General features: G+C 53.6%; 14 protein-coding genes, 1 other RNA gene and 1 pseudogene. 12 read left to right on the forward strand and 4 right to left on the reverse strand.

Features of this window, described 5'->3' with window-relative positions; all coding sequences use genetic code 11:
* Window positions 1-2 precede the first annotated feature (2 nt).
* The 9 genes from sctS to XalbCFBP2523_RS01525 all read left to right on the forward strand — a co-directional run bounded on the left by sctS (window position 3) and on the right by XalbCFBP2523_RS01525 (window position 10,064).
* Window positions 3-269: a type III secretion system export apparatus subunit SctS gene (gene sctS / locus XalbCFBP2523_RS01485; RefSeq protein WP_045765731.1), complete on the forward strand. Its 267-nt coding sequence runs from the start codon at window positions 3-5 to the stop codon at window positions 267-269.
* A complete protein-coding gene (gene sctT / locus XalbCFBP2523_RS01490; RefSeq protein ID WP_080928088.1) occupies window positions 197-1,039 on the forward strand; it encodes a type III secretion system export apparatus subunit SctT in 843 nt (280 codons plus the stop codon). The genes sctS and sctT overlap by 73 nt, the downstream gene beginning before the upstream one ends.
* Window positions 1,036-2,112 (forward strand): EscU/YscU/HrcU family type III secretion system export apparatus switch protein, encoded by a 1,077-nt coding sequence (locus tag XalbCFBP2523_RS01495; RefSeq protein ID WP_012916010.1) that lies wholly within the window; start codon window positions 1,036-1,038, stop codon window positions 2,110-2,112. The genes sctT and XalbCFBP2523_RS01495 overlap by 4 nt, the downstream gene beginning before the upstream one ends.
* A 180-nt stretch (window positions 2,113-2,292) precedes the next feature.
* Complete coding sequence (locus tag XalbCFBP2523_RS01500) at window positions 2,293-2,808, forward strand: SycD/LcrH family type III secretion system chaperone (protein WP_045765732.1); 516 nt, start codon at window positions 2,293-2,295, stop codon at window positions 2,806-2,808.
* Between the two features lie 267 nt (window positions 2,809-3,075).
* On the forward strand, window positions 3,076-4,680 hold the full coding sequence (gene sctE / locus XalbCFBP2523_RS01505; protein WP_012916012.1) for a type III secretion system translocon subunit SseC family protein: 1,605 nt from the start codon (window positions 3,076-3,078) through the stop codon (window positions 4,678-4,680).
* Window positions 4,681-4,787: 107 nt separating this feature from the next.
* Window positions 4,788-5,960: an IpaC/SipC family type III secretion system effector gene (locus XalbCFBP2523_RS01510; RefSeq protein WP_080928089.1), complete on the forward strand. Its 1,173-nt coding sequence runs from the start codon at window positions 4,788-4,790 to the stop codon at window positions 5,958-5,960.
* Window positions 5,961-6,498: 538 nt separating this feature from the next.
* Window positions 6,499-7,998, forward strand: a complete 1,500-nt coding sequence (locus tag XalbCFBP2523_RS16205) for a hypothetical protein (protein ID WP_211286552.1) — start codon at window positions 6,499-6,501, stop codon at window positions 7,996-7,998.
* A 246-nt stretch (window positions 7,999-8,244) separates the two neighbouring features.
* A complete protein-coding gene (locus tag XalbCFBP2523_RS01520) occupies window positions 8,245-9,225 on the forward strand; it encodes a hypothetical protein (RefSeq protein WP_045765736.1) in 981 nt (326 codons plus the stop codon).
* 23 nt (window positions 9,226-9,248) lie between these two features.
* Window positions 9,249-10,064, forward strand: a complete 816-nt coding sequence (locus XalbCFBP2523_RS01525; protein ID WP_146084012.1) for an OmpA family protein — start codon at window positions 9,249-9,251, stop codon at window positions 10,062-10,064.
* Window positions 10,065-10,129: 65 nt separating this feature from the next.
* Here XalbCFBP2523_RS01525 and XalbCFBP2523_RS01530 read toward each other — a convergent pair.
* Window positions 10,130-10,204: non-coding RNA, sX9 sRNA (locus XalbCFBP2523_RS01530), on the reverse strand.
* 109 nt (window positions 10,205-10,313) lie between these two features.
* On the opposite strand from XalbCFBP2523_RS01530, the gene XalbCFBP2523_RS01535 reads away from it, so the two are divergent.
* The 3 genes and pseudogenes from XalbCFBP2523_RS01535 to XalbCFBP2523_RS16210 all read left to right on the forward strand — a co-directional run bounded on the left by XalbCFBP2523_RS01535 (window position 10,314) and on the right by XalbCFBP2523_RS16210 (window position 15,687).
* Window positions 10,314-12,887, forward strand: a complete 2,574-nt coding sequence (locus tag XalbCFBP2523_RS01535) for a hypothetical protein (protein ID WP_045765737.1) — start codon at window positions 10,314-10,316, stop codon at window positions 12,885-12,887.
* 885 nt (window positions 12,888-13,772) lie between these two features.
* Window positions 13,773-13,889, forward strand: a pseudogene (locus tag XalbCFBP2523_RS16975) (IS1595 family transposase); the annotation flags it as partial.
* Between the two features lie 97 nt (window positions 13,890-13,986).
* A complete protein-coding gene (locus tag XalbCFBP2523_RS16210) occupies window positions 13,987-15,687 on the forward strand; it encodes a hypothetical protein (RefSeq protein WP_146084013.1) in 1,701 nt (566 codons plus the stop codon).
* Window positions 15,688-15,814: 127 nt separating this feature from the next.
* On the opposite strand, the gene XalbCFBP2523_RS01540 is transcribed toward XalbCFBP2523_RS16210, so the two are convergent.
* Genes XalbCFBP2523_RS01540 through XalbCFBP2523_RS01550 form a run of 3 tightly spaced genes read right to left on the reverse strand, consistent with a single transcriptional unit; the run spans window position 15,815 to window position 20,063 of the window.
* Window positions 15,815-17,569 carry a carbamoyltransferase family protein gene (locus XalbCFBP2523_RS01540; RefSeq protein ID WP_045765738.1) on the reverse strand — a complete coding sequence of 585 codons (1,755 nt, stop codon included), beginning with the start codon at window positions 17,567-17,569 and terminating at the stop codon, window positions 15,815-15,817.
* Between the two features lie 37 nt (window positions 17,570-17,606).
* Complete coding sequence (locus tag XalbCFBP2523_RS01545) at window positions 17,607-19,097, reverse strand: MFS transporter (RefSeq protein ID WP_080928090.1); 1,491 nt, start codon at window positions 19,095-19,097, stop codon at window positions 17,607-17,609.
* A 12-nt stretch (window positions 19,098-19,109) separates the two neighbouring features.
* A complete protein-coding gene (locus XalbCFBP2523_RS01550; protein WP_045765740.1) occupies window positions 19,110-20,063 on the reverse strand; it encodes an alpha/beta hydrolase family protein in 954 nt (317 codons plus the stop codon).
* Window positions 20,064-20,093: the final 30 nt, after the last annotated feature.

Genomic DNA, 20,093 nt, shown 5'->3' on the forward strand with positions numbered 1-20,093 from the left:
TTATGGAAAAAATCATCTACGCGGTAAATAAAGCACTTGTTCTCGTACTCCTGCTTTCCGCGCCGGCAATTATTACTGCCACCGTCGTCGGCATCGCAATGGGGTTGTTTCAAACCGTCACCCAGCTGCAGGAGCAGACCCTGCCATTCGGTGTGAAATTGATTGCCGTGTTGGCTTGTCTGCTTCTACTTGAGCCATGGATGGCGATGATCGTGATGAGATTCGCGCGGGAAGTTTTTCGAATGGCGTTCCTGAGCGGAGCTGGCTGATGCTTTTGATGCGTTGGTGGGTCGATTATATTTTTCATCACCTCGTGCTCTGGGCAATGCTCTACGCACGTGTTGCTCCCACTTTTCAGCTTATCCCGATCATCAGTTCGCGCTTTGTGGTCAACCCAGTGACGCGACAGATCGTCATTTTGTTCGTCGTGATCGGCCTAGAATCACATGTGCCATTCCGCGTCAATGGACCCGCTGGAGTTGCGCTTGCCGGCTCGTGCGTCGTGGAGACCATTATCGGAATCGTAATAAGCGTGATTGTGGCGAGTCCATTCTGGATCGCATCGGTTGTCGGTGAATTGATCGACAACCAGCGTGGCGCGACGATCGCCGATTCGATCGATCCGGCGAGTGGCGTGGAGGCATCCGTTATGGCGCCGTTCCTGAATCTGATGTTTGCAAATGTCTTCTTGCAAAAGGGCGGATTGATCGTGCTGATGTTGTTTTTCTCGAAAAGCCTGTCTGATGTGCCGCTCGGGCAGATACCCCACTTTAGTTACGTTGGACTGGTCACGCTGCTCGGCCATGTACTCCAGTTGGCAATCAGTATTTCGGCACCGGTGGCGATCGGACTCATGCTGCTAGACGGTGTGCTGGCGTTCCTGTCGCGATTTTGCAAGCAATTAAACGCGTTCTCGCTTTCGTTGACAGTAAAAAGCCTCGCTGCGTACGGCATCATGTATTTCTATTTTTCTTCCGTGGTGCCGATGCGGATCTATCAGCTTGTGCATGATTGGTCTTTTCACAGGGTGTTTGAGTGAGCGAAAAAACCGAAAAGCCTACTCAAAAGAAACGCGCCGATTCGGAAAAAAAGGGGAAATCGTTCAAGGCGGCGGACATCGGCGCGATGCTACTGCTTATCGTGGGAGGAGTGGCGATTCCGTTCTTGTTCGATTTTGACAGTATCTTTAGTTTATTCAAATTATTCGGTAGCGCCGTACAAGCTAAGGATCTTCCTGGCCCGTTCGCATATGTGAAGACGCTGGGGTGGGTGGCAGTGAAGGGCACCGTCATCTTCATCGTCGTCTGCTCGTTCGCGACGACGGTGCCTTCATTGATCCAGAGTCGGCTCACGCTCGCATTCGATGCAATAAGATTCGATTTTGATGCATTGAATCCAGCGAATGGATTGAAGAAGCTTTTCAATATTCGTGTAGCGAAAGATCTTGTCAAAACTTTGCTCTACATCATCACAACCAGTGCTGCGGTGGCTATTTTTATACATAACCATTGTCGCGAACTGTTTATGACAATGCGCATGCCGGAATTCGCGCTTTGTTCAGAGCTAGGGCATCTGGCAAAGTATCTTTGCCTGTATATGATCGGAATGGCGATTCCGGTACTCGTGCTCGATTGTTTGACTGAGTATTTTTTATATATACATGGATTAAAAATGGAGAAGTACGAAGTAAAGCAGGAAATTAAGCAAAGTCAAGGAAACCCGGAAGTCAAATCGAGGCAACGGCAACTGTCCCGTGAGGTATTGAGCGAAAAGGTCAAAGAGAACGTTAAAGGTTCGACTTTTGTCCTTGCCAATCCGACCCATATTGCGATAGGAATTTACGCCGATTTTAAAGTTGCACCGTTTCCAATGGTGTCTGTGCGAGAGGTTGATGCGAGGGCACGCGAAGTCATCGATTACGCGATGAAATGCGGCGTACCGGTCTTACGGGATATCCCATTGGCGAGGCGAATTTTCGATCGGACGCAACGCTATCAGTTCGTTTCAACCGAAGATCTGGAACCTATCATCAGGATTCTGACCTGGCTGCGGCAGGTGGAGGAGGCGGCAGCCCCACGAGCGGATGCAGATGAAGGCAATCCACTCGGGTAACTGCACGATCCGCGCATTGGGTGAGAAACAGAAGAGTCAACACCGCGTGCTCATACTGGAAGGGTGGCGGCACTTTCCTCTGCGGATTTGAGCGTTTTTTTATAGCGCTTTCAAACCTATCCGCTATAGTATCCACATAGGCCATTGCTCATCCGCCAGTGAGCATCGGAGATTTAATTAATGAGTGAAACAGAACAAAAATTTGATATGGAGGAATTAAATCGATTGAATAGATCGATCTTCGCGGCTATTCAGAAAGGCGCGACGATCAAAGATTTGCACGGAGTGACGGATGCGGCGATGGAAGGGATGTATGCCTATGCCTATCGCTTCTACCAGCAAGGGAAATTGAAAGAAGCAGAATCATTTTTCCGTTTCTTGTTTATGTACAATTTCCGTTGTGCGGAATACCCGATGGGGCTGGCGGCGGTATATCAACTAAAAGGCGAATATCAGAAGGCTATCGAGTATTACGCGATAGCGAGTTCGCTGGCAAAGGATGACTTGCGGCCGATTTTCCACTCGGCGCAGTGCTACCTGTGCCTGGGAAAACGCTCCCTTGCGCGGCAAAACTTCGAGGTTGTGCTGAAGTGCTCCGGTGAACAAGTGTTGAAAGATGCCGCAAAGGCTTGTCTCAACGTGATGGACAAGGATTTGCGCCATGCCGAAACAGCATCTTTGGAGCAAGGAGACTAATAAAAACCATTTGCTAGCTGTCAGGCGGTGTGGTCGTTGCTGGAAGTGCTGGTTCCACTGGTAGATTCCGTCCCGCATGTTATCCACACCCGTCTGGTGACTGCCAACCAAGTGTTTTTAGCTAATCTAAGGAAGTTCTGATTAAACCCCTCGGCAGCAATGCAAGTAATTGATTTTTTTAGATTAAAAATCAAGAGCAGGATGAATTTGCTCGGAGGTTCCCTAAATATGTATCAACCCTGTTGATTTTTTCGAAAGGAGAAGATTTTGATCTATCAAACAATGAACGCAATAGCGGACCGGGCCCTTTATGTTCCGAATGGCGATGTCATCGCCCTTATGAAAAGTGTGGCTCTTGAAGGAAACACCGTTCATCCATCTGGGAAAATATCTTTACATTCGACGCAGAAATACACAGCGGAAGCTGCTTCGCTTGCGGTGCCGCAGTTGAAAACACCGCGTGCCGGTATCACGCTGGATGCGGGGCAAGCTGAATCGCTCGCTGAAATTATCAAGTCGACGAGCATCGGGGATGCGGACGTTTCCTCCGCGTTGAAGCGGATCGGGGGCAATGTGGCAAGCTGGGAGGCATCACTTTCGGAGAAGGTGCAGGCGCACATGAAAGCGATTTTTGCGTTCTCTGTGTCGGTCGGACATGCGCAGGCGGCAGTGGATGATTGCGAGCGTGGCGCGATGACCTCCGTGAAAATGAATGCGGCGGCAGCCGCGCTCGCAGAAGCTGTGAGCAATGAAGCCGCGTGCGGTGTATGCGCTAGAGCACTGCCGTCTACGCCGGAGTCGCTCGGTATCGACGTCACGCCGCTTCTGTCTGCAACTGCAATCCTGACCCTTGCGATGGCGAAGCTGCAGAAGCTCATGTCGAAAAGCGATATTGATGGGCTAGACAGTCAGCGAAAGACAATGAACGAACTTTCGGCAGCAAGACAAGCCGACTTGCAGAAGTCTGCCGACGAATATGCAGCCAAGGTCGCACAGGCACAGCGTTTGGAGAAAATAATCGGCACGATCGCAAAAATTGGCGGATGGGCAATGACCATCATCGGCTTGGGTCTGGCATTAATTACAGGTGGCGCCAGTCTGCTGATCGCGGCGGCGGGTGTCGCATTGATGGCGGCCGATGCGATCTACGAGAAAGAAACCGGCAAGTCGTTTATTGACGAGGCAATGCAACCGCTCATGGATCATACGATCAAGCCTATGATGGAGTGGCTGAGCAAGAAAGTCACGTCACTATTGGAGGATTGCGGCGTGCCCAAAGACAAGGCGGAGATCGGTGGGGCGGTGATCGCAGGCCTTGTCGTGGCCACTGTGATGATGACAGGTGTCGTGGCAGTCGGCAGTGCCGCCGGAAAAGTTGCATCTTTGGTGGCGGACTCGGTCGCGAAGGAATTTGCCGAATGTATGGAATCTACAGTGTTTCGTAGTATGAAAGATGTCATGGCGAAGCTTGCTGACGATAACGGCTTGAAGTCGGTGGTTTCCAAGGTAAAGACATTTTATACAGAAATGCGTGAGCAGGCTGGCCTGGATAGGCTGGAAGAAGGGCAGATTCGCGCCATTACAACCCGCGGCAGATTGGGGCTGGCGGTAGGTGAGACGGGGCTGTCGGGATCGCAGGGCGTTGTCAACGTAATCGCGGCAAACGACATCAAGGATGCTTCGATCATGCAGGCGGCAACTACGCGGGCACTCGCGGATAAAAAAGTGATTGCCCAAATACTTCAGGAATTGGCAACATCTTTTTCGAATAACCTTTCTGCAATGACTTCTCTTAGCAATACAATGTCAGATGCACTGAAGAACGAAACGAACGCCGATATATTCGTGTTGAAAAACGCGCGCTCCGTTTGAGTCAAGATACGAATTCGAAATAAAAAATTTACACGAAATATTTCGTTATTTTATACGAATTATTTGAATTTTCTATATAAATTTATCAAAATTACGGGATTATAACCATGACTATCAACATCGGTTCGGAAGACACTATTCGTCTGGATATTTATCGCATCGAAACCACGCAAAGCCAAGCTGCGGAAGCTGCGAGCACGTCGTCGCGGACAAAATCGTCTGGTGCGGTAGCGTTGCAAAGCGCGGTGCTTGAGCAACCGGGACGTTTTCTCGTACAAATACCAGGGATTGCCGCGACAAACCTGCCACAGCTGACGGCACCGCGTGCCGGCGCGGAGCAGCAGCTCCCGCCAATCGAAATGGCCTCGATCGTTCAGCCGCTTGCCGAAGGGACTGACGTGATCGGCAACGCTTTTGTCGGTGCGTTGATCGACTCTGCCGCTAAGGACGTGGCTGGAAGTAGAGGTCGTCTATCAGGTTTCCTGATGGGGGAGGCCGACGTGGACGTGTTGTTGATGATGAGTGCCGAATGGCAAAAAGCACAGGTCGCAGACAGGAGACTTCAGAGCGAGATGACGACGCTCGCGTCGAAAGCGGCAGTCGCGCAGTCGGATTCGCAAATCGCTGCCGGCAACGACGCCTTTGCGTCGGCGGTCTCGGCATCGGCACTGTCCGCTGGCATGCAGGTGATGGGTACCGTCGTCCGTGTTGGCGCCTTGAACAAAGAACACGCGTCGCTAAAAGTGAATACGCAAAACGCTCAGGATTCAAATACGCGCGAAAATCTGATCAATCGCGAGTTGCGTTCTGCTCAAGCTATTCGTCCTTCAGAAATCAACGAAGTTACGGTTGGAAGCGGCGTCGAGCGTCGCACCTTGCGTCTGGAGGAAGACCAGGTCCGCATTACAGCGCGCGACCAGGCGCGATTGAGCGAGACGGCAGTGATGTCCGGATCGCGTGCAGGGGATGCTTCTACCCAACATGCATTGAATCAACGTGCCTGGGGGCGCGATTATGCGAAGGCTGACCTGTGGCGCATGGGCGGCGATGTCAGCGCGAAGATGGTCGATGGCATGGGGCAAATGGAGCAGAGCAAAGAGCGTGCGCAGCAGACGATCGATCAGAATCAGCAGGAAGTGTCGCGCAGCAATGCATCGCTGCACGAGGAAAGCGCGCGTCAAAGCCGCGCCATCGCGCAGGAAATGCATACCATCACCAATCAGCTGATTAACAATATCAGTTCCGTTGCGGCACGGGTCGCGAGCAACTTGCGCGCCTGAGTCGCGGTGATTGATTTCATATTGAGCAATTGCATCGACGCCTAGGCGTGTCCTGTCGATCAGGTGTGTCGAACGAGCATCGCGCGAACAATTTACTGAGGTCTTTATGACAGTGAACAATTGTCACACTTCCCTTCAGGCTCAGATACCTCCTTATGACGGCAGCGAAATTTCTGTACGTCAAATGGAGTTTGCAGCTCCTGAGTTTGATAACTCGCTAGGTTCTAGCGTGGCGTCTGTGTCTGAGGGGAAGCCCCTTCCCCTCGGGGAAGGTTCTCTCTACTGCACAAGAAACTATAGCGATTTTAAACTCTCCGCCCCCGGCTCTCGACCGTCTGTTTCGGGGGATCGCGGCACGAATCTTTTTCGGACGGAAACGAGAGGATCGCTGAATAGTATAGAGAGTGTGAAGGGATTCCAGCAGAGCTCACATAACGATAAAGAGACTTGTTCGCCCAACAGCAGCGATGCTGATAGGCGACTTGATCGTCAATTGTCAACTCTAGCGCAGAGAAAACCGTCGGATACACCATCAGATGTGTTGATCACCAATAAGGGCGGGGTTTTAGCTGCAAAAGAGCCCACTGTGCCGGATGCATCGCTGGAGGAAATCGAGCAAACAATGATAGCATTCGCGTATCTGCTGATCGCCCAGCACGGTGGCGTCAAGAGTGTCGAGGCAGTCAAACAGTTGAACGATCTGCTGAATAATACGGCGTCCAATAGTGCGACGCGGCGATATTTGCGTGATTTTTTTTATGCGCTGCATATGCTGGATGTACCTTCGATCTGCGATCCGAAGGACACCACGCATATTAATAAGCGATCTAAGCTGGTCAAGAAATTTATTAAAGCAATCAACATGGGTGCGAGCCTTCATGCCCAGGGAGCAGAAAAGGCAGACAAAGTGTACAAGGGGTTGCTCGACCTAAATTCATCCGGCGGAACGGTCAGTCACAAGGCTTGGTCTGATACGTGGGCTGCATTGAACGATGCGCTTCATTCGCATTCCGGTAAATCTTATTCGGAAATGGAGCATATGAAAGAGTATTACAAACAGCATGTCGAACCGCGTGTCCGACGGAGAGCACAGTTTGTCTACTGTGGTGATATCAAGGATAACCCGAATGCATTGGTCTCTTCGGGTTCATGGTCGACTACGTGGAACATTGTGCAAGGGTTGATGTGCGCCAAAGCTGTCAATCCGATGGAAAAAGGTCAGGCTTTGGCACATGCTTGCCAAACGCTGCACAAGATGCCAGATTTTCTGCGATTGCCTCAAAATAACCAAAAGTCTCAAAACAACCAGGATGGCGGCAATCGGCACGCGGATTCTCCCGTAAACCAGGCAGGTGGGGTACGGTCCGACGCGTATACTCCCACGATTGACAATAGACCAGTCAACATCGTGAAAGGGTCAAAAATTTATTTGTATGGTTTGAAACATGATGCCGACCGCATACAGTCGCCAATGGTGAACCGAGCTGTTCGGGCCGAGCACAGAAATACGGGGTCTGACTTAGCAGATCAGTCTGCGGAACTGCCTTTCTCTACCTCTCAGACCCAATCAGATAGTTCTGAACATACACTTGGAACTCCTCTTCTTAATGATACATCGAGCCGCCCCCCCGGTTCTCAGGTTGCGGAGACACCACCACCACCACCACCAACACCACCAACACCACCAACACCACCAACACGACAATTACGTCAAACAGATCGCAAGCTGAGTCCGGATGAGGAGAGCGCACGCCGCGCCGCGCCTCCTCGCCTTGTTGATGAACTCAAGAATTATTCTGTAACTAGGCTCAGGAAAACACCGAGGGGGAAAGAGTTGCTGTCGGGTGGGGCAAACCCATCCACTAGCCTTACGCCAACGCCCGAACCAGGTTCAAGCCAGTCTTCGGAGGGCAGCACATCGGCGTTATCCCGGTCTTCATCGTTGGGCCTATCCAGCCTGAGTCCTTCGCGCCGGGTGATCTTGGGAACTGGTCTTGGGACGAACAATGCGGCGGAATTGCAAAAGTATTCAATTTAGCACTGAATAAGCATGCCGGGTGATGCCATGCCGCCAATCCGGCCGTGATAAAAGGTATACGGCATTTCCGTCGGTTTTGGCCAATGTCGCGTTTGGGCATTTACCCAACCCCAAACGCGTATCGACCCATGGTGAAAGGGACATAAAAAATGGAATAGTCCGGTTTTTCGGGGTGGTAGCGGGTCGCGGTGAAGACGCGGCCCGTCCCTTACCCTCCACCGGTTTGCAAGGAACTGTGCTTTTGTGATGTATCTCGATTTGATGGACAAGCCGCTTTTCGTCGTGTTGCTGTTGTGCGGGTTGATGATGCTGTCGCTGTATTTCGCATTGTGTTTTGTTCTGCCCTCATTTGTGTTGTGCGTAAGGATCCGGCGCGCCAATGGTCGTCTACGGAAAATAGCTGGGTCAGGCAACGGCCCCGTTGCGGATGTCGAACTCGATGCGATTTTCGACGCGGGCCGCTACCTCGCGCGCTCCTGGCAGAATTACCGGAAGACACTGGTGTCGTCCGGTGGATCTGGTAGCCGTCGCGCGACGGTACCCGCGGCCGTCTGCTTCGAGCGTCATGAAAACATCGATGTACCGCTGAAGTTGGAATTCTTTCGCCATTGCCCGGGATTGATGACTGGCATCGGGATTGTCGGGACCTTCTCTGGCTTGTTGCTCGGTCTGCATCAGTTCGCGGATGCTATCGCGCCGAAGGCCACCGCGTTGGCTACTCCGGTGCGGCAGATTGGAGCGATGGGACATGCACCCGCTAGCGCGGCCAGTGCGCCGATGACTGGCGGGGTGTTCGTCTCTTTTTCCGCAACGCCGGTGCGATTGCCCGCGGTAACAGGCATGAAGGTTCTCAATGAGGGCCATGACGGCATGGCGGGCGCGGCTATCACTCATGCGGCGGTAAAACCGGTGATGGCTCCATTGACAGGGGACATGTTGACAGGCGCGTTGAGCTGCCTGCTGCACAGCGTGTCGGGCGCTTTCCTCGTTTCGGCCATTGCGGTGTTGTGCGCGCTTTTGACCACGTTCGTCGAAAAGTTACTAGTGGCGCAATGCTTTCATCAGCTTCAGGAACTGTCGTCGACGATTGACCGACTGTTCGCATTTAATCCTGGCGACGATCCGATGATGCGTTTGACGTTGACGTCGGAATCGACAGAGCGGCTAATCAAGCGGATCGCGCTTGCATTAGACGACATTGCAATTTCGCGAGATCAAGTTCAGTGAGATTTTATCGATACGGATTTCCTGTGCGGCGTGACGTCGAGCGTGGCCAGGAAGAAAGCCCCTTCTGGATTTCGCTGTCAGACATGATGACCGGCATGACCGCGCTTTTTCTGGTGCTGGCCTGCAGCATGCTGCTAATGCGCATCACCGAATCGAAATCGCCCAGTGGAACGTCGCCCAGCGACGAGAAAGTCGTTGATACCGCCGCGCCGACGCAGCGCAACGAGCGTTCCGTGGGTGCGGCAGTGAACGCTTCGCATGATGCGAACCGACTTGCTACCTACGAATCGGATATTTCCACCGTGTTGAAAAATATATCGGCGTTATCGCAGAAATACGGATTTTCGGTCGATGCTACCACTAACACGATCGATCTCGGCCAGTCGGGGCTATTCCCGCTTGGAAGCGACCGCTTGAGCGCGACACAGGAAAGGTTGCTGCGAAATTATGTCGCCGATCTCATCGCACTGACTCAGAACGATCCGGCCATGGCACCATTGAAGAGCATCACCGTGGTCGGCTATACAGATCCGGCTGGGTCGTATCTGTTCAATCTCGATCTGAGTGCGCGCCGCAGCGAACGCCTGATGTGCGTGCTACTTGCCACGCTGGAAAAACAGAGTAGCACGACAGGTGCACCGACGATGACCGAGGACTCGCTGCAGACCATCCGGCACCTGTTCAGGGTTGGCGGCTATTCCGCCGACGCACAGAAGGAAAGTGCCGCAGCAAGCAGGCGATTAGCGTTGAAGCTGGATTTTTACAAGATCGACGAGCCCCGGCGGCAAGCCGCTGTGCTTGCGATGCCGGTCGGGTCGTGCGCGCTTGGATCGCGTTAGGGAAGGTCTGAATAACCCCCTCCCCAGTAATGCAATTTATTGATTTTATAGGTGTGAATAAGAGCGGATAACAAAACATAGCGAGCGACTCTCAGGCGTACCGCGCAGCACGCAGGAACCGGTGTGTACGAGTGGTACATAAGGAATCCGAGCACAGCACGCGCCCGTCTGGCGGACACGCAGTAGTTTTGTTAGCTGCTCTAAGCGCAGGATGAGGTTAATCAGAGCATCACTAACAGGAATGATAGTTTGGAAACGATAACAAGTATTGCGCCGTGCGCGCTGCCGGATGTCTGGCGTCATGCCGCCGAAGGCAAGACCGTCGCCTCGTTCGACTGCTTCGATACGCTGCTGTGGCGTGGCGTGAGCGCGCCGAGCCAAGTTTTTTGTGAGTTGGCCGGCAAGCCGCCGTTTTCGACGCAAGGCTATACCGCCTACCATCGCGTGATGGCCGAATCGTTGGCGCGTCGTGTCCGGTTTGAACAGAAAGAGGTTCCAGAAGTCACGCTGCGCGAGGTGTATCAGCAGTTATTCCCGGAGCCTGACGATGCAACCCGGATAACGGCATGCATGGCGTGCGAACAGGAAGCTGAGGCATCGATCTGCTTCGTCGTGCCAGCTGTGATTGCCTGCATGCGCGAAGCCAGGCGCTTGGGGATGACCATTATCGTCGTCAGCGATACCTATTTTAACGCTGGCCAGCTGCGTGCACTCATTGCGTCAGTGTCGCCCGAAGCCGACGAGCTGGTCGACCGGATCTTCTGCTCTTCCGACTATCGGACCATGAAGAAGTACCAGCTATGGCACCGCGTGCTCGACGAACTGTACGCAGCACCTGAAACAATCGTGCATTTAGGTGATAATCGCGTCGCCGACATACTAATGCCGTCGAAGCTGGGCATCGCGTGCCTGTGGCTAGATCGGTATGCCGGTGCAGCCATGACCGTGTTGCGCCGACGCGAATGCGCGACCCGATTGATATTCAGCGGCGTTGAAGAGACTCGGTCCGTGTGGACACTTTACGACGGCCTCGACTGTCGAACGCAAGCCGAGCGTTCGAACTGGCATGATGAACTCGGCTGGCACTTTCTCGGACCGGTGGTCTTTGCTTTTGCGAAAACGCTGGCCGACGAATTTGCCGGCCAAACACACGGAATCGATCAGCCGACGGTTCGCTTCGGGTTTCTGATGCGCGATGCTCATCTGTTACGCGAAGCTGCGGATATCGTCGCACCTCATGAGCCGCATCCGTCATTGCACATCAGTCGAAAGACCGCGTTCTCTGCGTCCTTCGATAGTGACGATGCCATTCTGCATTTCGTCAAGTTGGGCAGGCTCGAATATCGGTTGAGTGCCGCGCAATGTGGCGTCTGTCTACTTCTGAACGAGGTAGAGAAAGCGCGTCTGGCGGAAGCGTTCATGGCAAAAGAAGACACAACAGGTGCAATGCGGGAATTTTTTTCTCCGCAGATGTTGGACGCTATCAAGACGCGTTCGAAAGCGTTCCGTGCCAGGCTCATCAGGCACATCGTCGCGCAGACAGGACTCAAGCGCGGCGACACATTATGTCTCGTCGATACAGGTTATAATGGAACGATTCAATACTTGCTGCATGATGTATTGCGTAAGGAAATGAACGTCACCGTCATCGGACGGTATCTAATCTACCGGCAGAACCTCAGACTGCACGGAAGGGCATCGGGCCTCATCGACGAATCGTGGCTCGACCACGGACTGATTCATACGCTCTCGCAGTCGGGTCTGTCGTATCTAGAGGCGCTATGCGCCGGTGCTGGCGGCTGCGTTGTCGACTATGCGCAGAATGGGCGCTCCGTCTGCAATGCGGAGATGGTCTGCCGCTCGCCATGGATAGACGCATGCCAGCGTATGGCGCTGATGTTCGTCAATCAGGTTTGCGCCTCATCCGCGTCCGAGCTGCCGAAGCTGACGCGTAGCCGTTTACGCGAGTCCGCATTGACGAACATCAGCGCCATGCTGTTTTTCCCCAGCGAGTGCGAATTGTCCGAGATCAGTCAGATGCAGGGGGAAGTGAATCTCGGCGCCGATATCTGCCACAGCCTGTGCGATCCAGAAAAAGGCCTGAGTGGATTGCGGCGGCGGGGGCTGCTTTATATGACTGGCGGTGGCGAGTTTCGGAGCAATTGGCCTTTTGAGCTGCGTTATGCGGGCGCAGATCAGCTGGCCCTTTACATGGCGTGCTTTCGCAACGGTTTGCGGATGACCGAGCCTGCGTTTTCTTACCGCCACATTACATTGCCGCTGACATTCGCATTTGAAGCAGACGTCGCGCGTCGATGCGTGCCCGCACATGCGACATATGATGGATATTACACTGCCGTTTTTCCACTTAGCCAAGGTAAGGTGTACGTTGAAATCGGCGCTGTCGCACAGTGGTTGCAAATCGAATCGGTGACCAGCTTTCCAGCTGAGGCGTACGGCTATATATCTGAGTCCAGTGGGCCACAACTGCGCTTCGAGTCAACCGATTATATATTTGATGACGTGACGCGCCATGGTAACGGACTGCTGGAGTGCGATCATGCCGCCGTAATGACGTTTGCGCCGATTCCGGAAGGAACGTCGGATTACATCCGGCTGGTATTCCGCCCTATAACCCTTCGCGACGACCCACAGCTAACTGCGTGGCCCGCCGACCAGCAACTCGTTGCCGTCAACGGTGTGGATAGCCACTGCGGCGGCAAAGACAAGTCAGCGCCGATACCCAGCTATGCGGCGCTTATCGACGCAAAACTGGCTGCGATCGGATCGGTTCTGAACACCGCGGTCTATACCGGATTGTAATGAGCAAGGCAAAATACTTTTTGAGGATTTAATATGGATGGTGCAGTATTTCACGGCTACCACACCGGAGGTATCTACAATGCAGGCAAGTTTGAGGAGCGGCGTTATACGACCATAGGTATTGATGGATACAATAGGAGGCTCGCGGGTGAGTTGGAGTGGACCAACAACATTTATCCGCGTCCCTATGGCCCTTCCGTTGACGATTGGGTGGATGAACGCGATAGGGTGCCAAAAGAGCGGCGTGTCAAAGACGATTATCGCCATCCCCGGTTTTTTGCCAAACCCACCACGAGCGCGGCAGTGGAGGAGTGCAGGCCGGCTTCGGGCGTCGTGCAGCAGGCGCGGCGGCTGGACAATGCGAGCGCGAGCCCTCTTTTCGCTGCAAGCGCGGTGCGACGAGGAATCCGGTCGTGTGTCCCGTCGAATCTGCCACCGAGTGTCGCCGTGGGCCATAGGCTAGCAGGACCATTGGCATCTGAGTATATTCAAAATTCATGCTTGCTCGTCAATCGGCCTGCAAGTACGTTTGTAACGTTAGGGAGTCGTGTTACGGCAGGGCATGCCCTATCGGACATCGCCAGCGGTGCAGACGCGACCAACCGCCCGCGCAACGTGAAAGGCACACATGAAAAAGACGACATGACCCAACGGGGCCAACATAATGCAGGCGGTCTTGTGGCGAGAATCAAGGCGAATATTCGGAATTATATCGATGCAAAGTTACGCCGGTATCCTGCAAGTCGGACTTGAGCTGATAAATGATGAACGCGGTGATTCCTGTAATTAAAATTCTTACCACTGATGTCACTGGGATAAATTTTTCCCATCCTCCCACTTTCGCACAGAACTGGAAGACTTTGAATAGACTCTTAGAACTCCTGCGCCTACCACTTCAAACGGAGTTTTCGACTGCGCGAGATGCTACCGCGTCTGGCTCGCGCCATGATGCTGCACCAGGCTCATGCGCAGCCGGTCTTGCGGATGGCCAGTAATTTTCATAGCCGAGAATATTTACTAATAAATAACATAATCGCACTATCTCATCGCCATCATCAGAATAGATGATCGATTTTATTTATTAACAAGGTAATTATATATGTTGCAATACGTTGGAGAAATTTGTGCCCCACATAATTTAAGTTATGGAAAAAATATAGATTCCTCAAGAAATAGAATAGAGATTGAAGGTAATGTAAAAATTCCCAGGCCTAAATTATGCAATGAAATTGCAGCCGTTTTCAGCGCAGATCAGGCCATAAATGCAAATATGAAAATTTTGCAAAAATGCGATTTTGGACAATCTACGTCTGATGCTTTTAGAAAAAAATCTTTTTTTAACCATGCTAGTAATCTAGTGGGGAAAACAATACATCCCCAAGTTGCAGATCGCTTTCGCTCGGAAGTTTCCTTTGATGGAACGGGTAAAATAATTGGATTCAAAAAGGAAATTTCAAATAATAAATTAGATTTTCTAATAAAAATTTGCATTCATTCTATTAATGAGACTCCGCATTTAATAGAAAATAAGATTAGAACCCCTGGGGAGTGCTTAATAAATATTGCCATCTCTCTTGACAGTGTCATGCCACCAATCCCGCTTAAGGATGAAATTCAAGCGACTATAAGATATACTTGGCTTGATGGTGGCTTGTCGCGTCAAGCCCTTGTAAATTTAATCGAGCTTATCAAGTTGAGAACCAGGTTTAATGCGCCTGAATTATATCCAAAAATAAGAAGGAAAATTGACGATATTGCTGGAACTTTGGAGAAAGAAACCTTCCAGACGAAACGGAATGACAATTTCTATGGTCGCCTTTTTGAAACGCATTTATCAGAATATTTAATAAAAAATCCTGATTATGCGATGATGGAGGTCCGTGATGCAGTGGCTGCATTTATTTTGCAAGACTTCATATCTCCACTTTTAACGTGCAAAGGGAATGAAGAATCGCAATCTGCAATTTGTGAAAGGCTAGCTTCTCTTATGGAAGATGACCCTCCTTCTTGGCGGTGCAATATTGAATCAGTTAAGAAATTTCTTGCCTCTAAGAGTCAAGCTGACTTTATAGAAATGATGAAATATCATGGCGAATTTTCTGTGCCATTGATTCTTTCTGTAGCAGTGAAATATATTACTATCGCGCCAGGATTGCAAGAGCTTAAAAATAAAGCGAGTGAATTTTATATTGAAAAAATCATTCCGCAACGCGAGCTTCGCAAGCTTATATTAAGTAATAATGCTCATAATAAAAAATCCAACCTTTATGGTTTGATGCTTCCATATCAACGTGGAGCAAATGCAGGCTATTCCATGAGTGGCGGGATCGGCATCAGGCCTATTGATCGTTATGCACTCCCTGGCGTGGAAGATGGTATGCATGAGGATGATCTGGTAGCGTCATCCAATGAGATAACCATTGGGACTGGAGTTTCTGGCTCATCAAATATTCTTAATTTTCTTTTCAATAAAATTCGAAAAACATCAACGAATTTTCCTATGGATGCCGGGAGATTGGCCGTGGCCTCTTGGCTTGCTTATAGTGGAGGGCACTCTTTTAATGAAGCTTATTCTGTATTCTCGTACAAAAACGCAGGGAAATTTAAATCAATCTCTTTTAAGAGTTTAGCTGAAGACTATGATTTAATGAATAAAGGCGTGGAGCATGCATACAATCAAGTACTACAGACAGCCAAACGTTTACAGAAACCGGGGTCCGGGCAACTGCCCCCCCATGTCAGAGTGTCAGCCTCCCGTAAAATTGATCCAGCCATAGCTAGAGGTCTCCGTGCGCACTAGCCACCGAGGCGACCAACAATGCGCAAGAGCAAGGAGAACAGTACGTTATGCCTAATGGTTTGGTTCGGCCCTTGTTTGACACGATCAGCCTCTAGGAACCGTCGCCATCCGAGTTCGCCGCATAAGCCTACTTTTCGATCAGTACGTCATCGATGAACATCGCGTCCAGCCCGCTGGTGAAGAAGATCGACAGCGCATCCTCCACCGAATGGGCGATCGGTTTGCCCATGACGTTGAAGCTGGTGTTAAGCACCAGGGGAATACCCGTCAGGCGGTAGAATTCTTTGATCAGCGCGTGATAGCGCGGGTTCCAATGTTGCTTCACCGTCTGCAGACGTCCGGTGCCGTCGTGGTGCACGACGCCAGGCACCTTGCGCGTGGCTTCCGCACGGAACTTCAGGGTGCGCTCCATGTAGGGCGATTCCTGGTACAGCTCGAAATACTCCGCGCCGTGCTCATGCAAAATCGACGGTGCGAACGGGCGGAACTCCTCGCGGAACTTCACCCGCGCATTGATGATGTCCTTGATCGCAGGCGAACGCGGATCTGCAAGGATCGAGCGATTGCCTAGGGCCCGTGGCCCGAATTCCGCGCGGCCTTGCACCCAGGCGACGATCTTACCCTCGGTCAGCAGCCGGGCCGCGCGTTGTGCTGCGTCGTCGAGGCAACGAGTGAATTTGGGCAGCGCGCCGAAGCGCTCCACGTTATGCAAGGTCTCCGCACTCATGCTGCTGCCCAGGTAGGGCGATTGTTCGCGCGCAGCCGGCTGTGTCTGCTCAGGATGGTCCTCGGCGTGTGCCCATAATGCGGCGCCCACCGCGTTACCGTCATCGCCAGGGGCGGCGAATACGTGCAGATGACGGAACGGAGTTTCAGCCAGCACGCGGCCGTTGGCCGAGGAATTGAGTGCACAGCCGCCGCCGAGCACCAAGTGGTCGGACAAGCCCAAAGCGTGCAGGTTGTGCAGGAATTCGAAGAGGACGTCGCAGAACACCTGCTGTCCGGCATAGGCCAGGTTGGCCAATTCGATCGCTGGCTGGCCCTTGCGTCGGCGCATTGCATACAACGTGCGCTGCAACTGGCTGAATTGTGCTGCGGGCGCAAACCTCAGCGTTAGGCCGTCGACGCGTAGTATCTGGCGCAACAACTCGTACAGTTGCCGATCATGGTGCCCGTAGGCAGCCAAGCCCATCACCTTCCATTCTTCGCCGGACAGGGTGCCGAAGCCGCAAACCTCGCAGATCATACCGTAGAAGAAGCCCAGGCTGGCCCAACTGCTGGTCTCGCTTTGGTGGATCGGCGTAAGCTTGCCCTGTTGGTAGTGGTAGCAGGCCAAAGCATTTTTTTCACCCATGCCGTCCAGTACTGCGCACACCGCCTCCTCGAACGGGCTGGTGTAGCAGCCGGCCACCGCGTGGGTTAGGTGGTGCTCGTAATGACGGTAGCTGGGTGGCTTGAAGGCAGGCTCGGCCATGTGGCTCAAGTCATATTCGAGCAGGTGTCCAGGGTGCTCCACCATCGCCAGCTGCGAACGGTAGAAGAAGCTCTGTGCCACGAATTGCTTGTTGACGTGCCAAGGCAGGTCACCGAAGGCGCTGCGGTATTGGTCTACCGCTTGCGCAGTCTTGCCCAAGCCCTCCCGCATCAGTTCAGGTGTTTGCCCGCTCCAACTAGTAGCGACGACCAGTTCGGCGCCGGGATCGCCGTATTCGTGGACCAGCTTGATGGCGCGCTGAAACAGGTCCGGGGCAACGCCGATTGAACGCTTGTACTGCAGGTAGCGTTCGGTGGCCTCGGCAAAGCACACCTGACCATCGTCGCCGACGATAGCGATGGCTGAATCGTGGAAGGAATTGGCGAGTCCGATGTAAGTGCGCTTCATGTCCGATTCCAGTGAAGGGGACGATGCTTCCGGACACCTACGGCGATGATTGCGGCGCAAATTGTGTCAGTTTGAACTGCAATCCCAGCGTAGAGAGCGCCACGAAAGCATTGGCCGCGATGTAGTACACCACCGTAGCCTCGAAGGCCTGCTTGAAAGCCGGAGCTACGCCTGCCGCCCCCTGCAGATGCTGGTGCAGGCCGCTAAAGAAAATTTCCGAGACCAGGGCGATGCCCAGCATACCGCCGACCTGCTGGATGACCTGCAGCGCGCCGGAACCTGCGCCGGCATCCTTCAGAGGTACCGTACGCATCACTGTCTGGAATAGCGAGGCGATGGTGATGCCACAGCCCAGCCCGCTGATCAGCAACGGCAGGGTAAGCGTCCAGGGATCCAGCGGGCCTTCACTGCGCGTGATGATGACCCATAAGGCCAGATAGCTAGCGATCATCAGACAGGCGCCGCTGACGATTTTCGTGCGTAGGCTTTCGACGTGCCGAGCGAGCATAGAGGCAATCGCCACGCCGACAGGGAAAGGAGTAGTGGCGACGCCGGTTTCCAGTGCCGAATACGCCAGTCCTTGCTGCAGAAAGATCACGAACACCAGGAAAAAACCCTGCAGCGCCGAATAGAACACCGACACGGACAAAGCGCCCAAGATGTAGTCGCGATGGCTCATCAGGTAGATCGGCAGCAGGGCCGGGCGCGCCAAGTGGGCTTGCCGACGTTGCCAGGCGACGAAGGCCACCAGCAGCGGAATACCGAGCGCAATGGCTGCAAAGCACCATAGTGGCCAGCCGTATGCGCGTCCTTCTATTAGTGGGAACACCAGGCAAAACAAGGCGAGCGCGGCCAGGGCGATGCCGACCCAGTCGTTACGGATGCCCGCATGCGCCGGCACCTTGGGCACCCAGATGGCGGCCGCCAGCAAGGTCACGAGGCCGATCGGCACGTTGATCAGGAAGATCGCACGCCAGCCGACGCCGAACGCATTGATGTGGATCAGCAAGCCGCTGGCGATGGGGCCGGCGAATGATGCCAGGCCCGCGATCAGGCCGAACAACGAGAAGGCGGCCGCGCGCTCCTTCGGAGCGAACATGGTTTGCGCGATGGCCATCACCTGTGGTGCCAGCATGGCTGCGGCCAAGCCCTGCAAAGCGCGCGCGATGATGAGTACGTGGATATTGCCGGCGATGGCGCAGAACGCGGACATCAAGATAAAACCAGCCACACCCGTGGCGAACATGCGCTTGCGGCCGAGCATGTCACCCAACCGCCCCAACGGCAGCAACCCCAACGCAAACAGCAGAATGTATATCGCTACGATCCATTCCAGCTGTTGCTCGTCCGCGCCCAGGTTCTTCTGGATACTGGGCAGGGCGACATTGACGATGCCTACGTCCAGCAAGTTCATGAAATTGGCGCTCAGCAACACGATCATCGCTGGCCAGCGCCATCGGTAGTCGAACTGCGCTCCGGGTGGTGCCATGCCGGGCGGCATACCCAGCGCTTCCTTGGGTTTTTGCATGTTGTGTGCTCCTTATCCGCTTATGGCTGCTTCAGCAGGTCGCATGGTGACGGTGAGAAAATGCAGGATGTCGCGCTCCAACTCGCGCTGGAAGGCGCTGCGGTCGAAGCCAGGCGGATCGATGGCCGCCTCGCCCACGCGAGCTTTCATCGCCTCGGGGAATACGCTGATGAAGGCGTAGTGGCCAGCATTGGGCACCACGCGCGCTTCCAGTCGACCATCATTGCCTAGCGCCGTGCGTGCCGCCACAATCGTTTCGTGCGCCCATTGATCCTTTTCACCGACGATGAGCAGCACCGGTACTTCGACTTTCGCCAGGGCATCCTCGTGCATGTACAGGCTGAAATCCGGCGCAAGCGCCACCACGGCGCGCACGCGCGGATCAGCTGTGACCGGCACGTCCCTGATCGGTACCCGATTTTGTCGCACCAGCGCGGTCCAGGCGGGTTGTTCGGCGTGTTCCGGGCGATGCGCAAAATCGACCATGAAACCGGTATGCGGTTCGCCCCCGGCGATCGCTAAGGCGGTGTAGCCGCCGACGGAGTGGCCGATCACCGCTACGTTATGGGCCTGAATGGCAGGACCGAACTGCGCATGGCCGGTGAGCGTATCGATCACCGCGCGGATGTGCCGTGGGCGGTCTTCCAGATTCTGATAGCTGTATTCCAGCTGATGTTGGAACAGGTTGTCGCCCGGATGCTCCGGCAAGGCGACGATAAAGCCGTGCCGGGCTAGGTAATGCGCCAGCGTGCGAAACACTAGGCCGGCGCTGCGCGTGCCGTGCGAGATCACCGCTAGCGGAAACGGGCCGGCTTCGATCGGCGCGCCCAGGGCCACGTCCAGCGTATAAGGTCCCATCGCCGTATCCCGCGAGGGCGTGGCGGTGGGATACATCACCCACATCGGCACCACCCTGCTGGTATCACCATCGGTTTCCAGTTTTTGGCAACCCACATAGCTATTCATGCGCACTCCAACGAAAGAATAAAAACCGCG

The organism is Xanthomonas albilineans (genome assembly GCF_002939705.1).
GTDB lineage: Bacteria > Pseudomonadota > Gammaproteobacteria > Xanthomonadales > Xanthomonadaceae > Xanthomonas_A > Xanthomonas_A albilineans.

Coding starts and splice junctions, on each gene's coding strand:
- XalbCFBP2523_RS01520 (WP_045765736.1), top strand. CDS start 8,245: ATGTATCTCGATTTGATGGACAAGCCGCTTTTCGTCGTGTTGCTGTTG.
- sctS (WP_045765731.1), top strand. CDS start 3: ATGGAAAAAATCATCTACGCGGTAAATAAAGCACTTGTTCTCGTACTC.
- XalbCFBP2523_RS01550 (WP_045765740.1), bottom strand. CDS start 20,063: ATGAATAGCTATGTGGGTTGCCAAAAACTGGAAACCGATGGTGATACC.
- sctT (WP_080928088.1), top strand. CDS start 197: ATGGATGGCGATGATCGTGATGAGATTCGCGCGGGAAGTTTTTCGAAT.
- XalbCFBP2523_RS01510 (WP_080928089.1), top strand. CDS start 4,788: ATGACTATCAACATCGGTTCGGAAGACACTATTCGTCTGGATATTTAT.
- XalbCFBP2523_RS01545 (WP_080928090.1), bottom strand. CDS start 19,097: ATGCAAAAACCCAAGGAAGCGCTGGGTATGCCGCCCGGCATGGCACCA.
- XalbCFBP2523_RS01500 (WP_045765732.1), top strand. CDS start 2,293: ATGAGTGAAACAGAACAAAAATTTGATATGGAGGAATTAAATCGATTG.
- XalbCFBP2523_RS16210 (WP_146084013.1), top strand. CDS start 13,987: ATGTTGCAATACGTTGGAGAAATTTGTGCCCCACATAATTTAAGTTAT.
- XalbCFBP2523_RS01540 (WP_045765738.1), bottom strand. CDS start 17,569: ATGAAGCGCACTTACATCGGACTCGCCAATTCCTTCCACGATTCAGCC.